This window comes from Quatrionicoccus australiensis (assembly GCF_020510425.1).
GTDB lineage: Bacteria > Pseudomonadota > Gammaproteobacteria > Burkholderiales > Rhodocyclaceae > Azonexus > Azonexus australiensis_A.
In genome coordinates this window covers 1,764,145-1,789,216 of the sequence record NZ_JAHBAH010000001.1, presented here as the reverse complement: position 1 = coordinate 1,789,216, position 25,072 = coordinate 1,764,145, and the positions used below count along the sequence as shown (strand labels likewise).

Here is a 25,072-nt window from a genome sequence, read left to right as displayed (position 1 = left end):
CCGAAGCCTCCTTTTTTATTGGTCTGAACCGGCTTACTTGGCCTTGCTCATGACGTATTCGACGACGTTCTTGATTTCCTCGTCGGACAGCGTGGCGCCGCCCTTGGCCGGCATGGCGTTCTTGCCGTTGGTGACGCTGTTGGTCAGCGCAGCCTTGCCGGTGGCCAGACGCGGTGCCCAGGCGGCCTTGTCGTCGATCTTCGGTGCGCCGGCTGCGCCGGTGTTGTGGCAGGCGCCACAGATGCTGTTGTAGATCGTCGCGCCATCGCGCGGGCCACTGGCAGCGGCGGCAGCCGCCTTGGCCAGTTCGAACTTGGCGACCGGCTGGATGCGGACATCGGCTTCGTCATTGCCGCCGACGGCATCGGCCGCGGAGCTGGAGTTCTTGACGGTGAGCGGGAAGATGACTGCGATAAGGGCGATGGCAATACCGATCACTGCCCACATGATGCTCGTTGAAGAGTGCTTCTCGGCCATGCTGAATACCTCATTGCGGAAAAATAAAAGTGCGCAATTATAACGGCTTGAGTTCGATTTCCGGGCAAAAAAAACCCCGCCAGCGGCGGGGTTGAAATTCTCGAAAGGGGGGATTTCGAGAGGAGGGGTTCAATGCACAACTGCAGTGTAAATTTTTGCCCTTCCTTCGTCTGTCGTCCTTTCGTAGCCTTGTGTAACCGAATGTGTTCATCGCAATGTCATTTTTGTTGCGGTTTTGGCCGAGATGCCGGCTAGTGCTCGATTCGGCAGATTTCGACGGCACTTTGCGGGATCTGGTAATCCGTTGCCAGTTCCAGTCGCGCCATATCTTCAATGACTTGCCCTTCGCTGACGGCAAAACGGCGGGCGCCGCTAAAGTCCTGCGGAATGCCAGCCCTGTCCTGGGTGATGCGATAGTGAATCTTGACCTGCATTTTGCTGTACTCCAATTATGATTTTTGATCCTGCGCGCGAAGTATAGGCAAAACATGTTGCGCCGCAATATCGGTTTTCCACAGGTTGGAGACAGTGTGTCGTAAGGTGGATCAGCGCTTGGCCGCCGGCTTTTTGCCGCCAGTGGCCGGTCGAGCGCTGCCGCGCCGGCCGCCCTTGGCCGGGCCATCGTCGAAGCCGACCCAGTTGCTCGGTACGCCCTTGCCGGCACGGCCGCCCGGCACCTTGGGCTTTTTCGGCTTTTTGACCAGTTGACCGGCGCCGTTGGTCATCGGTACGCGATGATCCGGCTCGAAGCCGGGTTCTTCGTCGCGACTCAGCGTTTGTTTGGTCAGGGTTTCGATGGCGGCGAGCAGCGGTGCCTCGTCGGCGCAGACCAGCGAGATCGCCTCGCCGCTGGCGCCGGCCCGGCCGGTGCGGCCGATACGGTGGATGTAATCCTCGGCGACGATGGGTAGGTCGAAATTGACCACTTGCGGCAGGTCGTCGATATCGAGGCCGCGCGCCGCGACGTCGGTGGCGACGAGAATCTGCACCTCGCCTGCCTTGAAGCTGTCGAGCGCGCGCTGGCGGCTGGCCTGCGGCTTGTCGCCGTGGATCGCATCGGCCTTGATCTTCTTGGCGAGCAGCGTGGCGACCAGTTCGTCGGCGCCTTTCTTGGTCTTCACGAAGACCAGCACCTGGCCCCATTTGCGGTCTTTCAGCAGGCGCAGGAACAATTCCGGCTTGCGCTTCTTGTCGACCGGTACGACCCACTGCTTGACCGCCTTGACGGTGCTGTTGCGCGGACTGACCTCGATCGACAGCGGATCGCGCAGGCGGCCCTTGGCCAGGCTGCGGATTTCGTCGGAGAAGGTGGCCGAGAAGAGCAGGGTCTGGCGCTGTTTCGGCAGCGCGGCGAACACGGTGGACAGCTCCTGGGCGAAGCCGAGGTCGAGCATGCGGTCGGCCTCGTCGAGGACCAGGGTCTGCACCTGCTTGAACTTGATGGCGTTCTGGCGGAACAGGTCGAGCAGGCGGCCGGGCGTCGCGACCAGCACATCGACGCCGCGGCGCAGGCGCATCATCTGCGGATTGATGCTGACACCGCCGTAGGCCGCGTAGGTGCTGACCGGCAGATGCTCGCCATACTGGCGGAAGCTGGCATGCACCTGCTCGGCCAGCTCGCGGGTCGGCACCAGGACGAGGGCGCGGATCGAGTTGCTGGCGACCTTTTCTTCGGCCTCGCTCAGGCGCTGCAGGATGGGCAGCGCGAAGCCGGCCGTCTTGCCGGTACCGGTCTGCGCCGCCGCCATCAGGTCGCGGCCGGCGAGCACGGCGGGAATGGCTTTTTCCTGCACCGGGGTCGGCGTCTTGTAGCCGAGCGTTTCGAGGGCCTGCAGGAGCGGGGCGGCGAGGCCCAGGGAAGCGAAGGTCATGGCGGTGGCCGAAGGGGGAAAGGCGGGAGTTTACCTGCTTCCGCCGCCGTCGGCTTCAGGCAGACTCAATCGGCGAGTTCGATTTCCCCGCTGACCGTCGTGCTGACCTGGCTTTCACCGGCTTCGATCGGGGTCGGTGCCATGGCGCTGGCCATTTCCATCCTGGCGGCGCGCAGCATCGGCATCGGTTGTGCGAAGCCGCTCTGCTGGATCGACAGGCGCTTGATGCGGTAACTCTTGCCGAGCGTCTCGGCAATCACGGCGGCCTTGGCTTCAAAGGCGCGGATGGCATCGCGCGTCACGCCGGCTTCGACTTCCTTGCGCGTTGCCGGCGATGGCATCTGGCTGACATTGCCGAGCGCCAGCTTCATTTGCTGCAGGCGCGCGAGCAGTTCCGAGATGGCGGCGCTGTCCTTCGATTCGAGCAGCAGATCGGCGCGCATGCGCCAGCCTTCGATGCGGCGGCCATTGCCGTAGATCGGGTAAGTGTTCTGGTTGCCGCTCTTGACGGTGACGCCGCTTGTTTTCTTGATCACTTGCAAGGCCTCGCCAAGGTCGCGATTGACCTGACGCGCGACCTCGGCCGGATTGCCGGCATTGGCTTCGGCATACACCTGGGCCTGGATCAGGTCATTGGCGGCCGGGCGGCTGGCTTCGGCAGAAAGCTCGATCAAGGTGCCGGCGGTGGCAAGCGGCAGGTTGCCGGCGAGCAGGGCAACAAGGGCGAAATGGCGGAAGGACATGGTGTTTCTCCTGGTCAGCGGGTGCGTGCATTATCCGCGTCGGCACGCCGGCTGTGGCCGGCCGAATGTTAAGATTTGTTGCATGAACGAACTTGAAATCCTCGCCGAGCGACTCGGCACAAGCCTGCTGGCGCGCGGCGAGTGGCTGACCGCAGCCGAGTCCTGTACCGGTGGCTGGCTGGCCCAGTCGGTGACGGCAATTGCCGGCAGTTCCGGCTGGTTCGAACGCGGTTTCGTGACTTATTCGAATGCCGCCAAGGTCGACATGCTGGGCGTGCCGGAAACGACGCTGGCGCGCCAGGGGGCCGTCTCGGAAGCAACGGCACGCGCCATGGCGCAGGGCGCGCTGGCGCACAGCCGGGCCGACTGGGCGGTGGCGATCACCGGCATCGCCGGGCCGGGCGGCGGCACGCCGGAAAAGCCGGTCGGTACCGTCTGTTTTGCCTGGGCCGGCAAGGACGGCGGCTGTACCGCGCAAACCTGCCACTTTGTCGGCGAACGGGCGGTGGTGCGTGAGCAGGCAGTGCGGCATGCCCTGCTTGGCCTGCAATCGTGTCTGGATGCCGCGATCAGCGTGGCTTGAGTCGGCGGCAAAGCGCCGCACCTGCTAAAAAAAACCTTACAATCTGGGGCGGGAGATAACGATGCGTTACATTGAACTGGAGGCGGGGCGAGCCGAGCAGGCTCTTGACGCGTGGCAGGCTGAAATGCCGTTGGCCGGGGTTCTCGTATTGCTGGCCGAAGCCGACAAGGACAAATTGCCTTTGTTGCAGTCGGCCTGCCGTAGCCGTGGCATCGAGCTGGCGGGCGCGATTTTCCCGGCCTTGATCGTCGATCAGCAATTTGTCGGCACTGGCGCCTGGTTGCTGCCTTTTCCGGTCATGCCGCCGGTTTTCCTCCTGCCTGAATTGAATACCGGGGATCAACCGGCACTGGCCCGGATGGTCGCGGCGGTGCGCACCGGTTTGCAAGAGTTGCCGGCCGACTCGGCCAAGCCGACGCTGTTCCTGCTGTTCGACAGCATGCTGCCGAATGTCGCCAGCCTGCTCGACGATCTCTACCTCGACATTGCGAATCGTGTCGATTACGCTGGCGTCAATGCCGGCAGCGAAACCTTCCAGCCCATGCCCTGTCTGTTCGATGCCGAGCAGGTCGTCGGCAACGGTGTGCTGGGTCTGTTGTTGTCCGGTAATGCACGCACGGTGCTCGAACATGGTTTTCGTTCGCCGGAAAAGGCGATGAGCGCGACGTCGACCGCTGGCAACCGGATCGCGATGATCGACTGGCGCCCGGCTTTCGCCGTTTATCAGGAAATCATCAAGGCCAACTATGGCATCGAGCTGACTCGCGCCAATTTCTACCAATACGCGGTGCATTTCCCGTTTGGCATTCTCTGCGCCAATGGCGAAGTGGTCGTGCGCATTCCCGTTGCCGTGGCTGAAGACGATGCGCTGTTCTGCGTCGGCGAGGTTCCGGAAAATGCCATGCTGGTCCTGCTCAAGGCCCCGTCTGCTGGCGAAAATGACTGCATCCGGCGACTGGCCGGGAAACTGCACGCCGGAAATGGCGGCATCGAAAATGCGTCCCTGCTGACCTTCTACTGCGCCGGCCGGCGCATGCACCTGGGTGAAACGGCGCCGAGCGAGCTGGCTGAGTTGTACGCCGACAGCCGGGCTGCAACGATGGCCGGTGCGCTTTCGCTGGGCGAAATCGGCAGTACCGTGCGGCGTGGCTATCCGCTGTTCCACAATGCGACGCTGGTCAGCATGCCCTGGCGGCCGGCATGAACCGCGAACAGATACTCAACATTCTCTATGATCTGTCGCTGGCGATCGGCAGCGAGATTCATCTTGATGCCCTGCTCAAGCGGACCTTGCAGCGCCTGCTCTTTCATACCTCCTTTCCGGCCGGTGTCGTGCTGGTCGATCAGGACAGTACTGAATTCGGGATGGCGGCGACGCTTGCTGCTGCCGTCGGCGACCATGTTCTGGCCGAGCGTTGCGGCAGCCGCTTCAACCTGCCTGACGGCCTGCTCGGCGGCAAGGTCGAGATGCTGGCCGATGCGGCGCTACTCGACGTCCTGTCGCTCGATCAGCGTTATGGCCATTGCCTGCGCCTGCCGGTCGACACGCGGATTTCGATACTTTTGCTCTCGCCCGAGGCATTTGTCAGCGTTCTGCCGCTGACCCGGATCTTTCAGCCGGTGCTCGCCAATCTGGCGCGCGCGATCACCCTGTGCCGCAATAACGAGCGCCTGACCGTGGCGCTGGCGGCAGACCGCGACGACGCCCGTGCCGAACTGGCCGTGGCTCTGGCGCAAAGCGAGCGCGAGCGGGCCTTTCTCGACAGCCTTTACGAAGCGATCCCCGATCTGGTCTGGGTCAAGGATCCGAATGGCGTTTATCTGTCGTGCAATCCGACCTTCTCGCGACTTTACAACGCCAGCGCGCACGAGATCGTCGGACGTCGGGATATCGATTTCGTCAGCCAGGAGCTCGCCGATTTTTTCCGGGAAAATGATCGTGCGGCGGCGGCTGCCGGCGTTCCGACGATCAACGAAGAGTGGCTGACTTTTGCTGATAACGGCTATCGCGGCCTGTTTGAAACGATCAAGACACCGATGCGTGGCGATGATGGCCACCTGATCGGGATTCTCGGCATCTCCCGCGAAATCACCGAGCGGCGACGGATCGAGGAGGCCTTGCGCAACAGCGAGGCGGAACTGGCGCGGCACCACCAGCAACTGGAAAGCCAGGTTGCCGAACGCACGCGCGATCTGGCTGCGGCCAATGCCCGCCTGGAGCAGACGCAGTTCGCGATGGACCGCGTCGGCATCGGCATTCACTGGGTCGACTGTGCGACCGGGCATCTGCTCTATGTCAATCAGGCGGCGGCCGACATGCTGGGTTACAGCCGCGCCGAAATGCAGACGCTCAATGTGGCGGACATCGATCCCGCTTTCCCTGTCAAGGGGTTCGCCGAAGCAACGGCACGAATGCAGTTGCAGGAGATGAACAGCTTCGATACCGAGAACCGGCATCGCGACGGTCGCCTGATCCCGGTCAATATCACTCTGCACTACCATGCTGCGACTGAGGTCGAGCCGGCCTGTTTCATTTCCTTCGTGCGTGACATCAGCGAGCTGAAGAAGGCCGAGCAGCATCTGCTGCTTGCCAAGGAAGCCGCCGAGGCAGCAACGCGGGCGAAGAGCGTTTTCCTGGCCAACATGAGCCACGAGATCCGGACGCCGATGAATGCCATCCTTGGCACCGTGCATCTGCTGCGCCGGGCCGGACTGAGCGAGGAGCAAGCCGGCCAGATGGGGCGGATCGAAAGCGCCAGCCAGCATCTGCTCTCGGTGATCGATGACATTCTCGACCTGTCCAAGATCGAGGCCGGCAAGCTGGAGCTGGAAGAGGTTCCGCTCGTGCCGGCAAGCATCATGCGCGAGGTGGCCCAGATGCTGGCCGAGCGCGCCCGTTCGGCCGGGCTGAGCGTGCGGGTCGAAGGCGATGCCCTGCCGGCCGGTTTGCTCGGCGATGCGACGCGGCTCAAGCAGGCGCTGATCAACTACGCCAACAATGCGATCAAGTTCACCGAACAGGGTTCGATCTGTCTGCGCGGGCGCGTGCTGGAAGACTCTCCTGACAGCGTGCTGCTGCGTTTCGAGGTCGAGGACACCGGCATCGGCATCGCGCCGGCGGCGCTGGGACGACTGTTCAATCCGTTCGCGCAGGCCGATGCCTCAACCACCCGCAAATATGGCGGCACCGGGCTCGGCTTGGCGATCACCAAGCATATTGCCGAACTGATGGGCGGCGAGACCGGCGCGGTCAGCACGCCGGGGCGGGGCAGTGTGTTCTGGATCTCCGCCCGTCTGAAGCGGCAGGCCGTGGTGACCGCCGTGCCCGAGACAATCCGGGAAGGCGATGCCGAAGCGGTGCTGCTCAGGGACTTCGCCGGCAGCCATATCCTGCTGGTCGAGGATGATCCGATCAATCGCGAGGTGGCGATCATGCTGCTCGAGGATGTCGGCCTGCTCATCGATATTGCCGAAGACGGCATTGCGGCGATCGAGCAACTCGAGCGGCATGCCTATGACCTGATCCTGATGGACATGCAGATGCCGCGTCTGGATGGTCTGGGCGCCACGGCCCGCATCCGGCAGATGGCTTGCGGCCAGTCGGTGCCGATTCTGGCGATGACTGCCAACGTTTTTGCCGAGGACAAGGAGAATTGCCTGGCCGCCGGCATGAATGACTTTGTCAGCAAGCCGGTCGATCCGGCCGTGCTCTACCAGACGCTGCTGCACTGGCTGCGACACGCGCGTCAGGCCACCGGCAAGGGCTGAGCGGCGGCTATCGGTCGACCTCTGGAAAAGGGCAAAAATGCCCTTTTTTTACAGTCGACCGTCTAGCCTGGCAGCGGCTCGAACAATGCTGCCAGGTCGTCGGTGCCGAACTTGACGTCCACGCGGTGGTCGTCGGAGAGGATGCCGGCCGCGAGTTCGGCCTTGCGTTCCTGCAGGGCGAGAATCTTTTCCTCGATGCTGCCGCCGACAATCAGTTTGTAGACGAAGACCGGCTTGTCCTGGCCGAGGCGGTGCGCCCGGTCGGTGGCCTGGTTTTCGACCGCCGGATTCCACCACGGATCGTAGTGGATGACGGTGTCGGCGGCGGTCAGGTTGAGACCGACGCCGCCTGCCTTCAGGCTGATCAGGAAGACCGGTACTTCGCCCTCCTGGAAGCGGCGGATTGGCGCCTCGCGGTCGTCGGTGCTGCCGGTGAGCAGCGCGTAGGGAATGCCGATCGCGTTCAGTTCGTCCTCGATCAGCGCCAGCATGCTGGTGAATTGCGAGAAGACGAGAATCTTGCGGCCCTCATCGACCAGCTCCGGCAGCATCGCCATCAGCAGGTCGAGCTTGGCTCTTTCCCTGACCTTGGTGGCCGCCGTCGCCTTGACCAGGCGCGGATCGCAGCAGACCTGGCGCAGCTTGAGCAGCGCATCGAGAATGACGATCTGGCTGCGCGCAAAGCCGCGCTGGGCGATTTCGTCGCGCACCTTGGCATCCATCGCGGCGCGTACGGTTTCGTAGAGGTCGCGCTGGCTGCCTTCGAGCTCGACCGAGCGGATGATGATGGTCTTGGGCGGCAGTTCCTGCGCCACGTCTTCCTTCTTGCGGCGCAGGATGAAGGGGCGGATGCGGCGGGCGAGCAGGGCGCGGCGCTGGGTGTCGCCGAGTTTTTCGATCGGCGTGCGCCAGTGCTTGGTGAATTGCTTGCTGGTGCCCAGGAAGCCGGGCAGCAGGAAGTCGAACTGGCTCCACAACTCGCCGAGGTGGTTTTCCAGCGGCGTACCGGTCAGGCACAGGCGATGCCGCGCATCGATCTTGCGAACCGCTTCGGCGCTCTGGCTTTGGGCATTCTTGACCGTCTGCGCCTCGTCGAGGATGAGCAGATGGTAGCTGTGCTGCATCAGCACGTCGGCATCGCGCCAGAGCAGCGGATAAGTGGTCATCACGACATCGTGTTCGGCGATTTCGCCGAAGCGGCTCTTGCGTTCCGGGCCGTGCAGCGACAGCACCTTGAGGGCCGGGGCGAAGCGAGCCGCCTCGTTCTTCCAGTTGAAGATCAGCGAGGTCGGCAGGACGATCAGAGCCGGCTTGTCGAGGCGGCCGGCTTCCTTTTCGAGCAGAAGATGGGCCAGCGTCTGGGCCGTCTTGCCGAGGCCCATGTCGTCGGCGAGGATGCCGGACAGGTTCTGCTGGCGCAGGAACTGCAGCCAGGCAAGACCTTCCTTCTGGTAAGGACGCAATTCGAGGCCGAGACCGGCCGGCGGCTCGATATCGACGATGCCCTGCGCCAGGCGCAGCTTGTCGGCAAGCGCCAGAATGTCGCCCTGGCCCTTGAACTGCCAGCGGCTGATGTCGTTGAGTTCGGCCAGGCGCGGTGCGTCGAAGCGTGACAGGCGCAGCGTGTTGCCGCCGCTGAAACCGTCGAACAGGTCGATCAGCGTTGCGGCGAGCGGCTTGATGCGCCCGGCCGGGACGCGCAGGCGCTTGCCGTTGGCGGTTTGCAGTTCGACCGGCTCGTCGTCGGGGATGAAGGTCAGCTGCAGGGCTTCCAGCCAGCGCGCGTCGCGCCGGAAGAGGCCGGCCAGCAGCGGCGCCAGCGGCAGGCGCTGGCCTTCGACGATGATGCCCATGTCGAGGTTGAACCAGCCGTTGTCGGCCTCGACGAGGTCGGCTTCCCAGCCGTCGACATCGAGCACGTGGTGGCGGAAATCCTCGGGGAATTCGATCTGCCAGCCGGCGGTCTTGAGGCGTTCGCAGCCGTCCTGCATGAAGCTCGACCAGTAGCCTTCTTCGGCCAGGCCATAGATGCCCTGCGGCGGGCTGCCGAAGGTGGATAGCGTGTGGCCGGGAATCTTCTCCAGGCCGCTGCCGGAAAGCACCTTGAGTGCGGCAGCTTCGGCTTCCGGGCGGCGTTTCAGGCGCACCGTCTCGCCTTCGGGCAGGGTGATGAATTCGTGGCGCTCATCCGGCCGAATGTCGGCATCGGCGTAGCGGAAGACGACGCGGGCGATGTCGAACGGGCCGCCGTTGAAATTCTGCGGATAGCCGCGCCAGGCGCGGTTGCCGTGCGTATGCAGGGTGTCGAGCTGGAGGATGGCCTGCAGCGGCGCGTCGATCAGGCGCAGGCGGGCGCTGGCATCTTCGGCCGGCGGCGGCAGTTCCGGCGCCAGTTCGCACAGGGCTTCGGCGACCAGCGCCGCTTCCTTGGCGGAGAGCGGCGGCAGGCTGAACAGGCGGCTGACCACCGACGGATTGCCGGTGACTTCGAGCGGGCCGGTTTCGCCGGCGTTGAAATCGAGATACCAGGGCGGGTCGACCGTCACGACCATGTCGGCCGTCGGTTCCGGCTTGAGGAAGGGGCGCTGGAAGCCGGCGGTGTCGATCTGCCAGCCGATGCCGGCCGGGCGTACCGGGCCGGCGTGCAGCGGCAGGCTGAGGTCGTCGCCGGAATACAGGCGATGGCTGGCGGCGATGCGTTGCAGTGCTTCGGCGCCGTGTTTCGGGCCGAGGGCGAAGGCGCGCAGGCCGCTTTCGTGGCCGCGATCGGCCCACAGCAGGCGCAGGATGACCAGGTCTTCCTCGTTGACGAATTGCGGCGGCGTGACCAGGGCGCGGTCGATCTTCCACCATTCCTCGGCGTTTTCCGGGTACTTGCCCTTGCGGATCTCGACGCCGAAATGGCGCTGGTCGGCGGTCCATTTCAGGATGTAGAACAGTTGCTGCCGGGCGCCGCTCGGCCTGGCTTTCTTCTTGGCGACGGCGACCGAGGCGCGGCGCAGGTCTTCGACCCAGGAGAGGACGCCGGGGCTGACCCGTTCGACCGGGTTGCGCTCTTCGATGGTCTTCAGCAGGATGGCCGCGACGTGCTTGCAATCGACACCGGCGGCGCAGGTGCAGCCGCTGATCAGCGACACGTTGCCATCCTTGTGCTGCACGATGCGGGCGATCGAGGTGTAGGGCTTGCGTGCCGAGCCGGGGACGATGGCGCGGACGCGCTCGCTTTCGATGTCCAGGTCCTGGACCAGATCAACGTAGGAGCGGGCCTTGGCGAGTTCGTCTTCGCCCAGCCAGTCGATCAGGTCGTCTTCGGTGAAGTTGTCCAGGGTGGTGGCGGTCATTCCGGTTCAGTGAAAAAGCGCGGCGGCGAGACAGGCAAGCAGCAGGGCGATGATCGCCAGCCAGCGGTTCTGCTGGCGCTGGACGGCAATCAGTTGTTCGAGTTGCGGCTGCAGGTCGGCCTGGTGGGGCTGGCTGAGCGCCTGATGCACGAGCCGCGGCAGTTGCGGAATGCTGCGCGCCAGATAAGGCGCTTCCTGCTTGAAGGTCTTGACCAGGCCGCGCCAGCCGATTTGCTCGCTCATCCAGCGTTCGAGGAAGGGCTTGGCGGTTTTCCAGAGGTCGAGTTCGGGGTCGAGCTGGCGGCCGAGGCCTTCGATGTTGAGCAGGGTTTTCTGCAGCATCACCAGTTGCGGCTGGATCTCGACATTGAAGCGGCGCGAGGTCTGGAACAGCCGGAGCAGGATTTTCCCGAAGGAAATGTCCTTGAGCGGCCGATCGAAGATCGGTTCGCAGACGGCGCGGATGGCGGCCTCGAACTCGTCGACGCGGGTTTCCTTGGGCGCCCAGCCCGATTCGATGTGCGCTTCGGCAACGCGCTTGTAGTCGCGGCGGAAGAAGGCGAGGAAGTTCTGGGCGAGGTAATTCTTGTCGCTATCGGTCAACGTGCCGACGATGCCGAAATCCAGCGCGATGTAGCGGCCGTCGGCATGCACGAAGATGTTGCCGGGATGCATGTCGGCATGGAAGAAGCCGTCGCGGAAAACCTGCGTGAAGAAAATCTCGACGCCGGCGGCGGAGAGTTTCGACAGGTCGATGCCGTCGGCGCGCAGCTTGTCGATCTGCGAGATCGGCGTGCCGTGCATGCGCTCCATGACCATCACGGTCGAGGTGCACCAGTCCCAGTGCACTTCCGGCACGATCAGCAGTTGGGAGTCGACGAAATTGCGGCGCAATTGCGAAGCGTTGGCCGCTTCGCGCATCAGGTCGAGCTCGTCGCGCAGGTACTTGGCGAATTCGGCGACCACTTCGCGCGGCTTCAGGCGCTTGCCGTCGGCCCACAGCGTTTCGAGGAGCAGCGCGAAATTGTCCATCAGCGCCAGGTCGTGCTCGATCACCGACAGCATATTGGGGCGCAGGATCTTGACGGCAACTTCGTGTCCGCCATCCTCGTCCTTCAGTTTGGCGAAATGCACCTGGGCAATCGAGGCCGAGGCGACCGGCACCGGGTCGAATTCGGCAAATACCTCGCTGGCCGGTCGACCGTAGGCTTTTTCGATTTCTGCCAGAGCCAGTGCGGAGTCGAAAGGCGGTACGCGATCCTGCAGGCGGGCCAGTTCGTCGGCGATGTCGGCCGGCATCAGGTCGCGCCGGGTGGACAGCACCTGGCCGAACTTGACGAAAATCGGGCCGAGCGCTTCGAGGGCCAGGCGCAGACGGACGGCACGCGGAGCCGACAGGTCGCGCCAGAACTGCAGGGCGTTGGCGAGGCGGACCAGGCGACCGCTCGGCTCATGTTCGAGCACCATCTCGTCCAGGCCGAAACGGCTGGCCACGGAGGCGATCTTGAGCAGGCGGAGGAGACGCATGGCGGCAGTCGATGCCGGGCGGGCCGGGCAGTTGGGTCAAACGAGCATGTTAACACGTGCCCGCCGGTTGTGGCCCCGTGTTTTGTGCTTTTGCCGACTGCCCCGGCCTTGCTTTCGCGAGCTTGCAAGGTTCTTGATGCCAGACGGGCATCTTGCGATAAACTCGTCAGACAGGCACGCAAGCCGTGCGTCCTGTTTGTTGAAAGTTGCCCTGGCCTGCGCTCATGAACGAATCAAAAAATCCTTCCGAAATCGCCCGGGAAGCGCTCAGGTGTCTGGCGGTACGGCATATGGCGCCGACCCCGGCCAATTTTCAGGCCTGTTACAACGAAATTGCCAATCTGCCGAATGTGGCGCCATTTCCTGATCAGCAATTGCGTCAGCTGGCGATCGAGCTGAAGGCGCGCAACGAGGCGCAGGAGAAGGCGCTGAGCGAGCTTGATGCAGCCATCGGCCGGCGCACCTGGAGTGGTGTGCAGGAAGCCTTTCTCGGCTTTGTCGCGGCCGGCGAAAAAAGCAATTCCCTGGCGCTTGCCCCGCCGGTCTTGCCGGCCGAACTGGCGGCCAAGCTGGCGCGCTTTGTCGAGTGCATCCTGCCGGCGCTGGGCGATGAAAACGAGCGGGTCACGGCGACTGCCGCCGACTTTCTGCTGGCCTTGCGGCAGCCGGCGGTTGAAATTCCCGTGGTCCAGGGCAAGTTGGCCCTGATGACGCACCAGGTGCTGTTTGCGGCCGAGGAACAGGTCGAAATCAAGGAATCCCTGCTCAACCTGCTGCACCTGATCATCGAAAACATCGGTGAGTTGAGCCTTGACGATCGCTGGCTCAAGGGACAGATCGACGGTCTGCTGGTTGCCGTTGCGCCACCGCTGACACTGCGTCATCTGGATGAGATGGAGCGACGCCTGCGTGACGTGCTGGTCAGGCAGCACGAGGCCAAGACCCGTTCGATCGAGGTGCAGGAAGAAATGCGCCAGATGCTGGCGGCCTTCATCGAGCGCCTGTCGACGATGAATGCGTCGAGCGAGTCCTTCCAGGGCAAGATCGAGGAAAGCGCCCGCCAGATCGAGAAGGTCGAGCGCATCGAGGAGCTGGCGCCGCTGCTCAAGGATGTCATCGTCGCGACCCGCTCGATGGCCGAAGAATCGGCGCGCTCGCGCGAGCAATTACGCTGCCTGCAGGACAAGGTGCTGAGTACCGAAGCCGAACTCGCCCACCTGCATCGCGAGCTTGATAGCGCCAGTGCGCTGGCCCGCCACGATCCGCTGACCGATGCGCTCAACCGCAAGGGGTTGGACGAGGCGCTGGCGCGCGAGATCGCCAGCATGCAGCGCAAGGAAACGCCGCTCTCGGTCTGTCTGCTCGACATCGATAATTTCAAGAAGCTCAACGACCGGCTCGGGCATGAGGCGGGTGATAACGCGCTGGTCCATCTCGCCAATGTTGCCCGGCGTTGCATGCGCCCGACCGATACGCTGGCCCGTTACGGCGGCGAGGAATTCATCATCCTGATGCCGGATACCCTGCTCGAGCAGGGCATCGAGGCGATGGTGCGCCTGCAGCGCGAGCTGACCCGCGCCTTTTTCCTGTCCGGCAAGGACAAGGTGCTGATCACCTTCAGCGCCGGCGTTGCCCAGTTGCAGCCGAACGAGTCCGGTGCCGATGCGATCAAGCGCGCCGACCAGGCAATGTATCTCGCCAAGCGCGCCGGCAAGAACCGCGTCATGGGCGATTGAGTCGTCCGCAAATTCGTCCGCAAACCGGCATGTCCCTGGCGCAAGGTTTTCCTCCTGTGGTCGCGGCCGATGCCCGTCTGCTGATTCTCGGCAGCATGCCGGGCCAGGCTTCGTTGCTTGCCAATCAGTACTACGCGCATGAGCGCAACGCCTTCTGGCGCATCATGGGCGATCTGTTCGGGGCCGGCCCGGAGTTGCCCTACGCGCAGCGCCTGGAAAAACTGCAGGCCACTGGCGTCTCCTTGTGGGACGTAATGGCCGCCTGTGAACGCCCGGGCAGCCTGGATGCGGATATTGTCGCCGCGAGTGTGCAGGCCAATGATTTTGCCGCTTTCTTGGCGGTCAACCGCTGCATAAGGCACATTTTCTTCAACGGTGCCGCGGCCGAGACAGCCTTTCGCCGGCTGGTGCTGCCGACGCTGGCCGATGGCGGTCTGGTTTTGCAGCGTTTGCCGTCGACCAGTCCGGCGCATGCCGCGCTCGCTTATGACAAGAAGCTGGCGACCTGGTCGCAGATCATCAGCCAGGCCAATATCTAGCCGCGGGCAGCGTATAATCGCCGTTTTGGATTTTTAGCTGCAAATCAATGGCCCACGACGTCAAATCCCGGCTGACCGCCCTGTTGCAACAGGCGCTGGACAGCGTTGCCCCGAGCGCAACCGATACTCCCATTCAACTTGAACGCCCGCGCGACCCGACGCACGGCGACTTCGCGACCAATCTGGCGATGCAGCTGGCCAAGGCGCTGAAGAAGAATCCGCGCGAAATTGCGCAGCAACTGGTCAATGAGCTGCCGGTCTCGGCACTGGTGACCAAGGCCGAAGTGGCCGGCGCCGGTTTCATCAATTTCACGCTCGACGCCGGCGCCAAGACCAGCGCCGTCAGGCAGGTGCTGATCGAAGGCGAAAATTACGGCCGCTCGACCCAGGGCGGCTGGCAAAAGGTGCAGGTCGAGTTCGTCTCCGCCAATCCGACCGGTCCGCTGCACGTCGGCCATGGCCGCGGCGCCGCCTACGGTGCTTCGCTGTCCAGTCTGCTGACCTTCGCCGGCTGGGATGTGACGCGCGAGTATTACGTCAATGACGCCGGCCGCCAGATGGATATCCTCGGCCTGTCGACCTGGCTGCGCTATCTCGAACAGCACGGCGTTTCCGTCCAGTTCCCGCCCAACGGTTATCAGGGCGACTACGTGCGCGGCATGGCCGAGCAACTGACGCATGCCCACGGCGACAAGTTCGTGCGCAGCGCAGAAGCCGTTGTCGCCGGTACGCCGGGGCAGCCGGAAGCCGGTCGTGCCGATGACGAGGCCAAGAAGCAGCGCGAAACGCAGCTCGATGCCCTGATCGCCAACGCCAAGGAACTGCTCGGCCCGGACTGGGATTACGTGCACCAGCACGCACTCAACGAACAACTCGCCGGTTGCCGCGACGACCTCAAGGAATTCGGCGTCGAATTCGAAGTCTGGTATTCCGAAAAAGCCTTGTACGACACCGGCCTGGTCGCACGCTGTGTCGACCTGCTCGAACAGAAGGGCCATCTTTACGTGCAGAACGGCGCCCGCTGGTTCCGTTCGACCACCTTCGGCGACGAGAAGGATCGTGTCGTGCAGCGCGAGAACGGTCTCTACACCTACTTCGCCTCCGACATCGCCTATCACCTGAACAAGTTCGAGCGCGGTTTCGACAAGGTCATCAACATCTGGGGCGCCGACCACCACGGCTACATCCCGCGTGTCACCGGTGCGATCAAGGCGCTCGATCTCGATCCCGACAAGCTGCAGGTTGCCCTGGTCCAGTTCGCGGTGCTCTACCGCAACGGCCAGAAGGCGTCGATGTCGACGCGTTCGGGCGAGTTCGTGACGCTGCGCGAACTGCGCAACGAAGTCGGCAACGATGCCTGCCGTTTCTTCTACGCGCTGCGCAAGTCCGACCAGCACCTCGATTTCGACCTCGATCTGGCGAAGAGCCAGACCAACGAAAACCCGGTCTATTACATCCAGTACGCCCACGCCCGCGTCTGCTCGGTGATCAACCAGTGGCTCGACAGCCATGCCGGCGACCCGGCCACGCTGGCCGAAGCCAACCTGGCGCTGCTGGTCAATCCGCGCGAACTGGCGATTGCCAACAAGCTGGTCGAGTTCAAGGATGTCATCGCCAACGCCGCCCGCGATCTGGCGCCGCACCTGATCGCCTTCTACCTGAAGGATCTGGCCGGCGAATTCCACGGCTGGTACAACGCCGAACGCATGCTGGTCGATGATGCCGCCCTGCGCGATGCCCGCGTCGCGCTGGCGACGGCGGTCCGTCAGGTGATCCGCAACGGTCTGGCCATTCTGGGTGTGAGCTGCCCGGAATCGATGTAAGGAAAAACATGAGTCGCGATATGAAATCCCGCCGCAACCAGCCGGCCAAGAAGAAATCCGGCGGCGGTACGCTGGTCGGCATGTTCATCGGCCTGGTGCTCGGGGTGGCTGTTGCGGCCGGGGTGGTCTGGTACATGAACAAGTCGCCGCTGCCCTTTGCCAACAAGGGGCCGGCGCCGACCAGGCCGGAGCCGGTTGCCGCCGCCGGCAAGCCGGTCGAGCCGATGGCCTTGCCCGGCAAGCCGGGTGATCCGATTCCGGAAAAACGCTTCCAGTTCTACGACATCCTGCCCGGCAAGGCCGACGCCGTGCCGGACAAGGCCGCCAAGCCGGAGGCGAAGAAGGAAGAGCCCAAGAAGGACGAAGCGAAGAAGGAAGAGTCGAAGGAGAGCAAGACGCCGCTCTTCCTGCAGGCCGGTTCCTTCAGCACGGCACAGGATGCTGACAACCAAAAGGCGAAGCTCGCGTTTATGGGGGTGGAGGCTGTCATCCAGCAGGTGATGATCCAGGACAAGACCCTGTATCGCGTCCGGGTTGGCCCCTATACGAAGATCGATGAATTGAACAAAACCCGCGCCGATCTTGCCAAAGCTGGCATCGACGCCCAACTTGCCAAAAACAAGGAGTAACGCATGAGTCTTGCCCGCCGCAGTTTCGTTGCCGCCATTTTTGCCTTTGGTACGGCGTTGACCGTCGCCAGCTCTGCCTTTGCGCAGACCGCCGGCAGCGATTACACGCCCATCGTCCCGGCCCAGCCGACGGAGAATTCTGCCAAGATCGAAGTGCTCGAGTTCTTCAGCTACGGTTGCCCGCACTGTGCCGATTTCAATCCGCTGCTGGCCGCCTGGGTGGCCAGGCAGCCGGGCGATGTGGTCGTCAAGAAGGTGCCGGTCAGCTTTGGGCGTGCTGCCTGGGCGAATGTTGCCAAGCTCTTCTACGCGCTGGAAATCACCGGTGACCAGGCGCGCCTCGAAGCCGACATCTTCAAGGCCATTCACCAGGAGCGCGTCAGTCTGTTCGACGACAAGGTGATGCTCGAGTGGGTGGTCAAGAAGGGCGTCGATCAGAAGAAGTTCAGCGAGGCCTACGCTTCCTTCGGCGTCATGAGCAAGCTCAAGCGCGCCGAGCAGATGACCCAGTCGTACAAGATCAGCGGTGTCCCGACCCTGGTCATCGAAGGCAAGTATCAGGTCGGCGGACGTGACTTCAATGAAGCCCTGGCGATTGCCGACAAGTTGGTGGTCAAGGCGCGTGCCGAGAAGTCCGGCAAGAAATAATTGTCCCTGAAAGTCTTCATCACGGGCGCCTCGTCGGGTATCGGCGAGGCGCTTGCCGTTTACTACGCCGCACAAGGCGCCACGCTCGGTCTCGCGGCCCGGCGTGGCGATAGCCTGGCGGCGCTCAACGCCCGTCTTGGCGGCCGGCATGCCTGCTATCCGCTCGATGTGGCCGACGCGCCCGCCCTGCATGCGGCGGCTGCCGATTTCCTGCAGCGTTTCGGTGCGCCCGACATCGTGATCGCCAGCGCCGGCGTCTCGGCCGGCACGCTGAGCGAATGCGAAGAAGACCTCGCGGTGTTCAGGCGGGTCATGGACATCAATGTTTTCGGCATGGCGGCGACCTTCGCGCCCTTCATCCCGGCCATCAAGGCGGCCGGAAGTGGGGCGCGCCTGGTCGGCATTGCCTCGGTCGCCGGCATTCGCGGCCTGCCGGGGGCGGAAGCCTATTCGGCCTCGAAGGCGGCGGCGATCGCCTATCTCGAAAGCCTGCGCCTGGAAATGCGGCCCTACGGCATCAAGGTGGTGACCATTGCGCCCGGCTACATCGCGACGCCGATGACAGCGGTCAACCCCTACAAAATGCCTTTTTTGCTGCCGGCGGCACAGGCGGCCGAGCGTTTCGCGGCAGCCATCGCGCGCGGCACGACTTACACGGTGATTCCCTGGCAGATGGGTGTTGTCGCCAAAGTGCTGCGCCTGTTGCCCAACTGGCTGTATGACCGACTGTTCACAAGCGCGCCGAGAAAGCCGCGCAGCTTGTTAAAATAGCCCGATGTTCGAACTCAAGATCAATGGCGAAAGCCGCCAGTTTCCCGCCCCGCTGAGCGTGGCCGGCCTTGTCGAGGCGCTCGGCTACGCCGGCAAGCGCATCGCCATCGAGCGCAACGGCGAAATCGTCCCGAAAAGCCAGCACGCGACGACCTCCCTGGTGGCCGGCGACCAGCTCGAAATCGTCGTTGCCGTCGGTGGCGGCTGAGGCGAGGACCGAGCGGTGAGCTGTTAGGATCGAGTAATCGCGCCGCAGACCAACCGCTTGACCAATCACTAGCAGCTAATCGCTAATAACTGGATCCTAAAAAAATGCACCAACTGACTATTGCCGGTAAGACCTACCGTTCCCGCTTGCTGGTCGGCACCGGCAAGTACAAGGATTTTGCCGAAACCCGCGCCGCGCTCGATGCTTCCGGCGCCGAGATCGTCACCGTCGCGGTGCGCCGCGTCAATATCGGCCAGGACGCCGGCCAGCCGAATCTGCTCGATGCCGTGCCGCCGTCGCAATTCACCATCCTGCCCAACACCGCCGGCTGCTACACGGCCGACGACGCGGTGCGCACGCTGCGTCTGGCGCGCGAACTGCTCGACGGCCACCCGCTGTGCAAGCTCGAAGTCCTCGGCGACCCGACCAATCTTTTCCCGAACATGCCGGAAACCCTCAAGGCCGCGGCAACCCTGGTCAAGGAAGGTTTCGAGGTCATGGTCTACTGCGCCGACGATCCCATTCAGTGCAAGATGCTCGAAGACATCGGCTGCGTCGCGGTGATGCCGCTCGCCTCGCTGATCGGCTCCGGCATGGGCATCGTCAATCCGTGGAACCTGCGCCTGATCATCGATAACGCCAAGGTGCCGATCATCGTTGATGCCGGCGTCGGCACCGCTTCGGACGCCACCATCGCCATGGAACTCGGTTGTGACGGCGTCCTGATGAATACCGCCATCGCGCACGCCAGAAACCCTGTCCTCATGGCCAGCGCCATGAAAAAGGGCATCGAGGCCGGGCGCGAGGCTTTCCTGGCCGGCCGCATGGCCCGCAAATACTACTCGGCCGACCCTTCGTCGCCGACCACCGGACTGATCGGCTCATGAGCGATACCCCCCTGATTCAACCTGCCGTCGAAGGCGACGGCACCTACACCGAGGGCCGCGAGGGCCACGGTCATATCAAGAGCTACGTGCGCCGCGCCGGCCGCATGTCATCTGCGCAGGAAAACTACTACGCCGACATGATGCCGAAGATCGGCATCGTCTATGCGCCACAGCAAATCGACCTGGCAGCGGTCTACGGCCGAAATAACCCGAAAATCCTCGAAATCGGCACCGGCATGGGTGAAACCACCGCCAGGATCGCCGATGCCAATCGCGACAACGACTACCTCGGCGTCGAAGTGCATGTGCCGGGCGTCGGCGCGCTGTGCAAGCAGATCGCCGAACGCGGTCTGACCAACCTGCGCATCTGCCAGCACGATGCCGTGGAAGTGGTGCGCGATATGCTGCCGGAAGGCTCGCTCGACGGCGTCCATATCTTCTTTCCCGATCCCTGGCACAAGACGCGCCACAACAAGCGCCGCCTGATCCAGTCGCCGTTTGTCGCGCTGCTCGCCTCGCGCCTCAAGCCGGGCGGCTATTTCCACTGCGCCACCGACTGGGAAAACTACGCGCTGCAGATGCTCGACGTGCTCGGCCGCGAAGCCAGCCTGGAAAACAGCGTTTCCGGTCCGTCGACCGCTGCGCTGGCTGCCGCGATCGAGGCAGACCGCGCCGAAGGCCTGGCCGGCTTCGCCCCGCGTCCGGAATACCGGCCGCTGACCAAGTTCGAGAATCGCGGTCTGCGTCTCGGACACGGGGTCTGGGACGTCATCTTCCGGAAGCGTTAAGCCGGCATGCTGGTCCGCAACGCCCAGGCCGAACTTGCCATCGTGATTCGTCACGACGGCGAAAACGTTCGCCTGGTGCCGATGAAAAGCGGCCGGCTGACGGTCAACCGCCGTAGCAAGCAGGAATTCAACGCCGTCTGGCGGGAATCGGAGGCGCCGCTCATGCCGGCGCTGAGCGATTTTCTCGCGCATGCGGCACGCCAGGGGGCCTCTGCCGAAGTCGTCAAAGGCCTGGAAAAACTCGCCCTGCGTGAACAGCAGGCGATCAGCAAACTTTTTTGAAAGCATCAATACTGTCATGTGGTTCAAGAATCTTCAGGTTTACCGGCTGCCGACGCCGTGGAATATCGATCTCGCCAAGTTCGAGGAATTGCTGGCGCGCGGCCCCTTCGTGAAATGCCCGAGCAACCAGCCGATGAGTCGCGGCTGGGTGTCGCCGCGCCGCGACGGCGCGCTGGTCTTTTCGCTCGGTCGGCAGTGGATGATCGCCCTCTCGGTCGAGCAGCGCCTGCTGCCGTCCTCGGTGGTCAATGAGGAAGTCAAGGAACGCGCCGAAGCGATCGAGGCGCAGCAGGGTTACGCGCCGGGCCGCAAGCAGCTCAAGGAACTGCGCGAGCGCGTTACCGAAGAGCTGATGCCGCGCGCCTTCACGCGCCGCCGCACCACCTTCGTCTGGATCGATCCGCAGAACGGCTGGTTCTGCGTCGATGCCGCCAGCCCGGCCAAGGCTGAGGAAGTCATCGAGCACCTGCGTCACTGCCTCGACGAGTTCCCGCTCAGCATGCTCCACACCAAGCTTTCGCCGCAGACGGTGATGGCCGACTGGCTGGCCGGCGGCGACGTCCCGGCCGGTTTCACCATCGACCGCGACTGCGAACTGAAGGCGGCCGGCGAGGAAAAATCGGCGGTGCGTTACGTCAAGCATCCGCTCGACGGCGACGAGATTGCCGGCGAGATCAAGGCCCACCTGGCGAGCGGCAAGCTGCCGACCAAGCTGGCCCTGACCTGGGACGACCGCATCTCCTTCGTGCTCGGCGAAAAGCTGGAAATCAAGCGCCTCGCCTTCCTCGACCTGTTGAAGGAAGAAGCCGAGAAGAGCGCCGAGCGCGCCGACGAGCAGTTCGATGCCGATTTCGCGCTGATGACCGGCGAATTCGCGCGTTTCCTGCCGCAAATCGTTGAAGCTCTGGGCGGCGAAGTCGTCGACACGCCATGAAGCCGGCAGCGGCTTGTCCCTGCAATAGTGGCAAGCCCTACGCGGCCTGTTGCGGTCCACTGCACGCCGGGGCCGAAAATGCCCCGACCGCCGAAGCGCTGATGCGCTCGCGTTACAGCGCCTACGTGCTCAGCCTGGAACCTTATCTGCTGAGCAGCTGGCACGCCTCGACGCGCCCGCCCGAACTCGATCTGAGCGACGACGGCACGAAATGGCTGGGCCTCAACATCAAGCGCCACCAGGTGATCGACGAGAATCACGCCGTCGTCGAATTCATCGCCCGCTACCGCATCGGCGGGCGCGGCTACCGCCTCTATGAAATCAGTCGCTTCGTCCGCGAGGACGGGCGCTGGTTCTACGTCGACGGCGACCTCAATCCCCAGGAAAAGAATTCCGCATGATCATTCTCAAGAACGTCACCCTGCGCCGTGTTTCCAAGGTGCTGCTCGACAAGGCCTCCGTCACCATCAATCCAGGTGAGAAGGTCGGCCTGGTCGGGCGCAACGGCGCCGGCAAATCGACGCTGTTCGCGCTGCTCAACGGCACGCTGCACGAGGATGGCGGCGACTATTCGATTCCCAAGCAATGGCAGATGGGCCAGGTGGCGCAGGACATGCCGGAAACCGCGCAATCGGCCACCGACTTCGTCATCGACGGCGACACCAAGCTGCTCGCCGCCCGCAACGAGGTGCACGACGCCGAAGCGAGCGACGACGGCATGCGCATGGCCGAAGCCTACATGGCCTTGAACGACGCCGGCGAGCACGATGCCGAAGCGCGCGCCCAGTCGCTGATCCTCGGTCTCGGCTTCAAGGTTTCCGAACTGCACAACCCGGTGGACAGCTTTTCCGGCGGCTGGCGCATGCGCCTGCAACTGGCGCGCGCCCTGATGTGCCCGTCCGACATCCTGTTGCTCGACGAGCCGACCAATCACTTGGACCTGGATGCCCTGGTCTGGCTCGAAGCCTGGCTCAAGCGCTATCCGGGCACGCTGATCATGATCAGCCACGACCGCGAATTCCTCGACGCGATCACCGGTGTCACGCTGCACATCGACAATGCCAAGCTGGTCCGCTACGGCGGCAATTACAGCAAGTTCGAAGACATGCGTGCCGAACAGATGCTGCTGCAACAGGCGGCGATGGCCAAGCAGGCCGACAAGATCGCCCACCTGCAGTCCTTCATCAACCGCTTCAAGGCCAAGGCGAGCAAGGCCAAGCAGGCGCAGAGCCGGGTCAAGGCACTGGAGCGCATGGAGAAGATCGCGCCGGTGCTGGCCGATGCCGAATTCACCTTCGAGTTCCAGGAACCGCAGAACCTGCCCAACCCGATGCTCTCGATGATGGACGTCAGCATCGGCTACGCGCCGGCGGAAGATGCGCCGGCCGGCACGCCGCCGACCACCATCGTGCGCGGCATCAACCGCTCGGTGATGGCCGGCCAGCGTATCGGCATCCTCGGCGCCAACGGCCAGGGCAAGTCCACGCTGGTCAAGACCATCGCCCGCGACATCGCGGCGATCAGTGGCGACGTCACCGAAGGCAAGGGCCTCAACATCGGCTACTTCGCGCAGCAGGAACTCGACGTGCTGCGGCCGCAGGACACGCCGCTCGAACACATGGTGCGCCTGGCCAAGGAAGCCATCGCCAACGGCCGCAGCAACGTGCCGGGCCGCGAGCAGGAACTGCGCAATTTCCTCGGCACCTTCAATTTCGGCGGCGAAATGGTCAAGCAGGCGGTCGGCACCATGAGCGGCGGCGAAAAGGCGCGCCTGGTGCTTTGCATGCTGGTCTGGCAACGCCCCAACCTGCTGCTGCTCGACGAGCCGACCAATCACCTCGACCTCAATACCCGTGAGGCACTGGCCGTGGCGCTCAACGAGTTCGAAGGCACCGTCATGCTGGTCAGCCACGACCGCGCCATGTTGCGCTCGGTATGCGACGAGTTCTGGCTGGTTTCCAAGGGCGGCGTCGAACCCTTCGATGGCGACCTCGAGGATTACCAGCGCTACCTGCTCGAAGAAGCCAAGCGCGTGCGCGAAGAGGCTGCCTCCGCGCAGAAGAAGCTGGCCGCCTGAGCGCCGGGAACGCCGTCGGATGGACGGGGAATGTTCGCAAATTTTCACATTTCCCGTCATGTTGATCGGCTAGCATGCCCTGACAATCATTCATTGGAGCAACAGTCATGGGCTTATTTGATCAGGTAGTTGGTGCGCTCTCCGGCGGCCAGTCCGGCGGCGGCAATGCCTTGCTGGAAACGGTGCTGCAACTCGTCAACAACCCGCAAACCGGCGGCCTGGGCGGTCTCGTTCAGTCCTTCCAGCAGGGCGGCCTGGCGGAAATCGTCAATTCCTGGGTGTCGACCGGTCAGAACCTGCCGATCTCGGCCGAGCAGATCCAGTCCGTGCTCGGCAACTCGACGCTGCAGGATCTCGCCGCCAAACTCGGCATGTCGAACGAGCAGATCTCGGGCGGCCTCGCTTCCATGCTGCCGCAGGTCGTCGATCAACTGACCCCGAACGGTGAAGTCCCGCAAGGCGGCGACTTGCTGGCGCAGGGACTGGATCTGCTCAAGGGCAAGCTGTTCAGCTGAGTTGGTTTGCCAGACCCGAAAAGCCTCGCCGGAATGGCGGGGCTTTTTTGTTTTTGGGGCGGAATCTGGCCGATTCGAGAAGATATGAATATGCCAAATATGAACGGCCGATTTAGAATGTTGCGGTCATTAATATTCTCGAGGCATTAAATGTTGCTGCGTGCCCTTTGCTTTCTCCTGTTCTTGCCAATTTCTTCGGCGCTGGTCATGGCCCAATCGGTTAGCCAGCCGCAAATCCGTGTTGGCGATTCATGGCTCTTTCAGCAGACGCTGCAAACAGCCAAGGATGGCTGGAAACAAGTCCGCTTCCAGTTGGATGTTTCACGCGTCACTCCCTCACGAATCTATTATTCAGTTGCCCAGGTGGGTTTGGCGCGTCCCCCGGTTGAATTGATGGCGGCCCATGACTGGAGTGTTGCCAAGAGTGTGAATGGTAAAGAAACCATCGTTGCGAGACCGCTCGATTTTCCGCTGAAAACGGGGAAGGACTGGAAGGTCGAACTGGAGGAAAAGGAAAACTTGGGGAGCGAGAGTTTCAAATCAAGGAGTTCGAATCTGCTTTATCAGGTTGTTGGCATGGAGAATGTTGATGTCCCCGCCGGTAAGTTCAAGGCCTGGAAAATCGAGGCGGAAGGTAACTGGACTGAAACCAGGCCCCCTGCTGTTTCCTCGTCCCAGCAAACGCAGATGACGGCGAACCAGGTTGTGACTGTCACTGCTGCGAAAAAGGCAGGCGAGACGACTGTGACCGGTCGTATTTACGAAGCGGTGTGGTACTCGCCCGAGACAAAAAATTACGTCAAGTATGTCAAGGAGCGCTTTGATCCTGCCGGAGTGCGCTATTTCAGCGACGTGAGAGAGCTGGTTTCGTTCAAGGAAGGTTTGCCACCTTCAAACGATTGATTTTCTCGGTTTGGTGACTGTC

24 protein-coding genes are annotated in these 25,072 nt (G+C 63.2%); 18 read left to right on the top strand and 6 right to left on the bottom strand.

Going from position 1 to position 25,072, the window contains the following annotated elements:
* Positions 1-33 precede the first annotated feature (33 nt).
* The 4 genes from KIG99_RS08570 to KIG99_RS08555 form a co-directional block, all read right to left on the bottom strand.
* Positions 34-477, bottom strand: a complete 444-nt coding sequence (locus KIG99_RS08570; protein WP_226459782.1) for a c-type cytochrome — start codon at positions 475-477, stop codon at positions 34-36.
* Positions 478-728: 251 nt separating this feature from the next.
* Complete coding sequence (locus KIG99_RS08565) at positions 729-911, bottom strand: hypothetical protein (protein WP_226459781.1); 183 nt, start codon at positions 909-911, stop codon at positions 729-731.
* Between the two features lie 111 nt (positions 912-1,022).
* Positions 1,023-2,348, bottom strand: a complete 1,326-nt coding sequence (locus tag KIG99_RS08560) for a DEAD/DEAH box helicase (protein ID WP_226459780.1) — start codon at positions 2,346-2,348, stop codon at positions 1,023-1,025.
* Positions 2,349-2,413: 65 nt separating this feature from the next.
* Entirely contained in the window at positions 2,414-3,091 is a 678-nt protein-coding gene (locus KIG99_RS08555; protein ID WP_226459779.1) for an SIMPL domain-containing protein, read from the bottom strand.
* A gap of 82 nt (positions 3,092-3,173) precedes the next feature.
* On the opposite strand from KIG99_RS08555, the gene KIG99_RS08550 reads away from it, so the two are divergent.
* The 3 genes from KIG99_RS08550 (at position 3,174) to KIG99_RS08540 (ending at position 7,442) form a co-directional block, all read left to right on the top strand.
* The gene (locus tag KIG99_RS08550) at positions 3,174-3,674 is read left to right on the top strand and encodes a CinA family protein (protein WP_226459778.1); all 501 of its coding nucleotides are present in this window, start codon (positions 3,174-3,176) and stop codon (positions 3,672-3,674) included.
* Between the two features lie 61 nt (positions 3,675-3,735).
* Positions 3,736-4,878, top strand: coding sequence for an FIST signal transduction protein (locus KIG99_RS08545; protein WP_226459777.1), 1,143 nt, complete (start codon positions 3,736-3,738; stop codon positions 4,876-4,878).
* A complete protein-coding gene (locus KIG99_RS08540) occupies positions 4,875-7,442 on the top strand; it encodes a PAS domain S-box protein (protein ID WP_226459776.1) in 2,568 nt (855 codons plus the stop codon). The genes KIG99_RS08545 and KIG99_RS08540 overlap by 4 nt, the downstream gene beginning before the upstream one ends.
* Positions 7,443-7,504: 62 nt before the next feature.
* Here KIG99_RS08540 and KIG99_RS08535 read toward each other — a convergent pair whose 3' ends face one another.
* Positions 7,505-10,783 (bottom strand): DEAD/DEAH box helicase, encoded by a 3,279-nt coding sequence (locus tag KIG99_RS08535; RefSeq protein ID WP_226459775.1) that lies wholly within the window; start codon positions 10,781-10,783, stop codon positions 7,505-7,507.
* A 6-nt stretch (positions 10,784-10,789) separates the two neighbouring features.
* Positions 10,790-12,310 (bottom strand): ubiquinone biosynthesis regulatory protein kinase UbiB, encoded by a 1,521-nt coding sequence (gene ubiB / locus KIG99_RS08530; RefSeq protein WP_226459774.1) that lies wholly within the window; start codon positions 12,308-12,310, stop codon positions 10,790-10,792.
* A 224-nt stretch (positions 12,311-12,534) separates the two neighbouring features.
* On the opposite strand from ubiB, the gene KIG99_RS08525 reads away from it, so the two are divergent.
* The 15 genes from KIG99_RS08525 (at position 12,535) to KIG99_RS08455 (ending at position 25,050) form a co-directional block, all read left to right on the top strand.
* On the top strand, positions 12,535-14,046 hold the full coding sequence (locus tag KIG99_RS08525; RefSeq protein ID WP_226459773.1) for a GGDEF domain-containing protein: 1,512 nt from the start codon (positions 12,535-12,537) through the stop codon (positions 14,044-14,046).
* 29 nt (positions 14,047-14,075) lie between these two features.
* Positions 14,076-14,585, top strand: a complete 510-nt coding sequence (locus KIG99_RS08520) for a DNA-deoxyinosine glycosylase (RefSeq protein ID WP_226459772.1) — start codon at positions 14,076-14,078, stop codon at positions 14,583-14,585.
* A 47-nt stretch (positions 14,586-14,632) separates the two neighbouring features.
* On the top strand, positions 14,633-16,408 hold the full coding sequence (gene argS / locus KIG99_RS08515) for an arginine--tRNA ligase (RefSeq protein WP_226459771.1): 1,776 nt from the start codon (positions 14,633-14,635) through the stop codon (positions 16,406-16,408).
* Between the two features lie 8 nt (positions 16,409-16,416).
* Positions 16,417-17,037, top strand: a complete 621-nt coding sequence (locus KIG99_RS08510) for an SPOR domain-containing protein (protein ID WP_226459770.1) — start codon at positions 16,417-16,419, stop codon at positions 17,035-17,037.
* Between the two features lie 3 nt (positions 17,038-17,040).
* The gene (locus KIG99_RS08505) at positions 17,041-17,685 is read left to right on the top strand and encodes a thiol:disulfide interchange protein DsbA/DsbL (RefSeq protein ID WP_226459769.1); all 645 of its coding nucleotides are present in this window, start codon (positions 17,041-17,043) and stop codon (positions 17,683-17,685) included.
* Positions 17,686-18,456, top strand: coding sequence for an SDR family oxidoreductase (locus KIG99_RS08500; RefSeq protein ID WP_226459768.1), 771 nt, complete (start codon positions 17,686-17,688; stop codon positions 18,454-18,456).
* 4 nt (positions 18,457-18,460) lie between these two features.
* Positions 18,461-18,664, top strand: coding sequence for a sulfur carrier protein ThiS (gene thiS, locus KIG99_RS08495; protein WP_226459767.1), 204 nt, complete (start codon positions 18,461-18,463; stop codon positions 18,662-18,664).
* Positions 18,665-18,768: 104 nt separating this feature from the next.
* Positions 18,769-19,551, top strand: coding sequence for a thiazole synthase (locus tag KIG99_RS08490; protein ID WP_226459766.1), 783 nt, complete (start codon positions 18,769-18,771; stop codon positions 19,549-19,551).
* On the top strand, positions 19,548-20,339 hold the full coding sequence (trmB, locus tag KIG99_RS08485) for a tRNA (guanosine(46)-N7)-methyltransferase TrmB (RefSeq protein WP_226459765.1): 792 nt from the start codon (positions 19,548-19,550) through the stop codon (positions 20,337-20,339). The genes KIG99_RS08490 and trmB overlap by 4 nt, the downstream gene beginning before the upstream one ends.
* Before the next feature lie 6 nt (positions 20,340-20,345).
* Positions 20,346-20,621, top strand: a complete 276-nt coding sequence (locus KIG99_RS08480) for a hypothetical protein (RefSeq protein ID WP_226459764.1) — start codon at positions 20,346-20,348, stop codon at positions 20,619-20,621.
* A gap of 16 nt (positions 20,622-20,637) precedes the next feature.
* Complete coding sequence (locus KIG99_RS08475) at positions 20,638-21,555, top strand: recombination-associated protein RdgC (RefSeq protein WP_226459763.1); 918 nt, start codon at positions 20,638-20,640, stop codon at positions 21,553-21,555.
* Complete coding sequence (locus KIG99_RS08470) at positions 21,552-21,956, top strand: YchJ family protein (protein WP_226459762.1); 405 nt, start codon at positions 21,552-21,554, stop codon at positions 21,954-21,956. The genes KIG99_RS08475 and KIG99_RS08470 overlap by 4 nt, the downstream gene beginning before the upstream one ends.
* Positions 21,953-23,632: an ABC-F family ATP-binding cassette domain-containing protein gene (locus KIG99_RS08465; RefSeq protein ID WP_226459761.1), complete on the top strand. Its 1,680-nt coding sequence runs from the start codon at positions 21,953-21,955 to the stop codon at positions 23,630-23,632. Before KIG99_RS08470 ends, KIG99_RS08465 begins: the two co-directional genes overlap by 4 nt.
* A 107-nt stretch (positions 23,633-23,739) precedes the next feature.
* Complete coding sequence (locus KIG99_RS08460; RefSeq protein WP_226459760.1) at positions 23,740-24,147, top strand: YidB family protein; 408 nt, start codon at positions 23,740-23,742, stop codon at positions 24,145-24,147.
* A 150-nt stretch (positions 24,148-24,297) separates the two neighbouring features.
* Positions 24,298-25,050 (top strand): hypothetical protein, encoded by a 753-nt coding sequence (locus tag KIG99_RS08455; protein WP_226459759.1) that lies wholly within the window; start codon positions 24,298-24,300, stop codon positions 25,048-25,050.
* Positions 25,051-25,072 lie beyond the last annotated feature (22 nt).

What these genes read in the sequence shown, in the direction of transcription:
- KIG99_RS08570 (WP_226459782.1), bottom strand. Translation starts at nt 477, where the DNA reads ATGGCCGAGAAGCACTCTTCAACGAGCATCATGTGGGCAGTGATCGGT.
- KIG99_RS08565 (WP_226459781.1), bottom strand. Translation starts at nt 911, where the DNA reads ATGCAGGTCAAGATTCACTATCGCATCACCCAGGACAGGGCTGGCATT.
- KIG99_RS08560 (WP_226459780.1), bottom strand. Translation starts at nt 2,348, where the DNA reads ATGACCTTCGCTTCCCTGGGCCTCGCCGCCCCGCTCCTGCAGGCCCTC.
- KIG99_RS08555 (WP_226459779.1), bottom strand. Translation starts at nt 3,091, where the DNA reads ATGTCCTTCCGCCATTTCGCCCTTGTTGCCCTGCTCGCCGGCAACCTG.
- KIG99_RS08550 (WP_226459778.1), top strand. Translation starts at nt 3,174, where the DNA reads ATGAACGAACTTGAAATCCTCGCCGAGCGACTCGGCACAAGCCTGCTG.
- KIG99_RS08545 (WP_226459777.1), top strand. Translation starts at nt 3,736, where the DNA reads ATGCGTTACATTGAACTGGAGGCGGGGCGAGCCGAGCAGGCTCTTGAC.
- KIG99_RS08540 (WP_226459776.1), top strand. Translation starts at nt 4,875, where the DNA reads ATGAACCGCGAACAGATACTCAACATTCTCTATGATCTGTCGCTGGCG.
- KIG99_RS08535 (WP_226459775.1), bottom strand. Translation starts at nt 10,783, where the DNA reads ATGACCGCCACCACCCTGGACAACTTCACCGAAGACGACCTGATCGAC.
- ubiB (WP_226459774.1), bottom strand. Translation starts at nt 12,310, where the DNA reads ATGCGTCTCCTCCGCCTGCTCAAGATCGCCTCCGTGGCCAGCCGTTTC.
- KIG99_RS08525 (WP_226459773.1), top strand. Translation starts at nt 12,535, where the DNA reads ATGAACGAATCAAAAAATCCTTCCGAAATCGCCCGGGAAGCGCTCAGG.
- KIG99_RS08520 (WP_226459772.1), top strand. Translation starts at nt 14,076, where the DNA reads ATGTCCCTGGCGCAAGGTTTTCCTCCTGTGGTCGCGGCCGATGCCCGT.
- argS (WP_226459771.1), top strand. Translation starts at nt 14,633, where the DNA reads ATGGCCCACGACGTCAAATCCCGGCTGACCGCCCTGTTGCAACAGGCG.
- KIG99_RS08510 (WP_226459770.1), top strand. Translation starts at nt 16,417, where the DNA reads ATGAGTCGCGATATGAAATCCCGCCGCAACCAGCCGGCCAAGAAGAAA.
- KIG99_RS08505 (WP_226459769.1), top strand. Translation starts at nt 17,041, where the DNA reads ATGAGTCTTGCCCGCCGCAGTTTCGTTGCCGCCATTTTTGCCTTTGGT.
- thiS (WP_226459767.1), top strand. Translation starts at nt 18,461, where the DNA reads ATGTTCGAACTCAAGATCAATGGCGAAAGCCGCCAGTTTCCCGCCCCG.
- KIG99_RS08490 (WP_226459766.1), top strand. Translation starts at nt 18,769, where the DNA reads ATGCACCAACTGACTATTGCCGGTAAGACCTACCGTTCCCGCTTGCTG.
- trmB (WP_226459765.1), top strand. Translation starts at nt 19,548, where the DNA reads ATGAGCGATACCCCCCTGATTCAACCTGCCGTCGAAGGCGACGGCACC.
- KIG99_RS08480 (WP_226459764.1), top strand. Translation starts at nt 20,346, where the DNA reads ATGCTGGTCCGCAACGCCCAGGCCGAACTTGCCATCGTGATTCGTCAC.
- KIG99_RS08475 (WP_226459763.1), top strand. Translation starts at nt 20,638, where the DNA reads ATGTGGTTCAAGAATCTTCAGGTTTACCGGCTGCCGACGCCGTGGAAT.
- KIG99_RS08470 (WP_226459762.1), top strand. Translation starts at nt 21,552, where the DNA reads ATGAAGCCGGCAGCGGCTTGTCCCTGCAATAGTGGCAAGCCCTACGCG.
- KIG99_RS08465 (WP_226459761.1), top strand. Translation starts at nt 21,953, where the DNA reads ATGATCATTCTCAAGAACGTCACCCTGCGCCGTGTTTCCAAGGTGCTG.
- KIG99_RS08460 (WP_226459760.1), top strand. Translation starts at nt 23,740, where the DNA reads ATGGGCTTATTTGATCAGGTAGTTGGTGCGCTCTCCGGCGGCCAGTCC.
- KIG99_RS08455 (WP_226459759.1), top strand. Translation starts at nt 24,298, where the DNA reads ATGTTGCTGCGTGCCCTTTGCTTTCTCCTGTTCTTGCCAATTTCTTCG.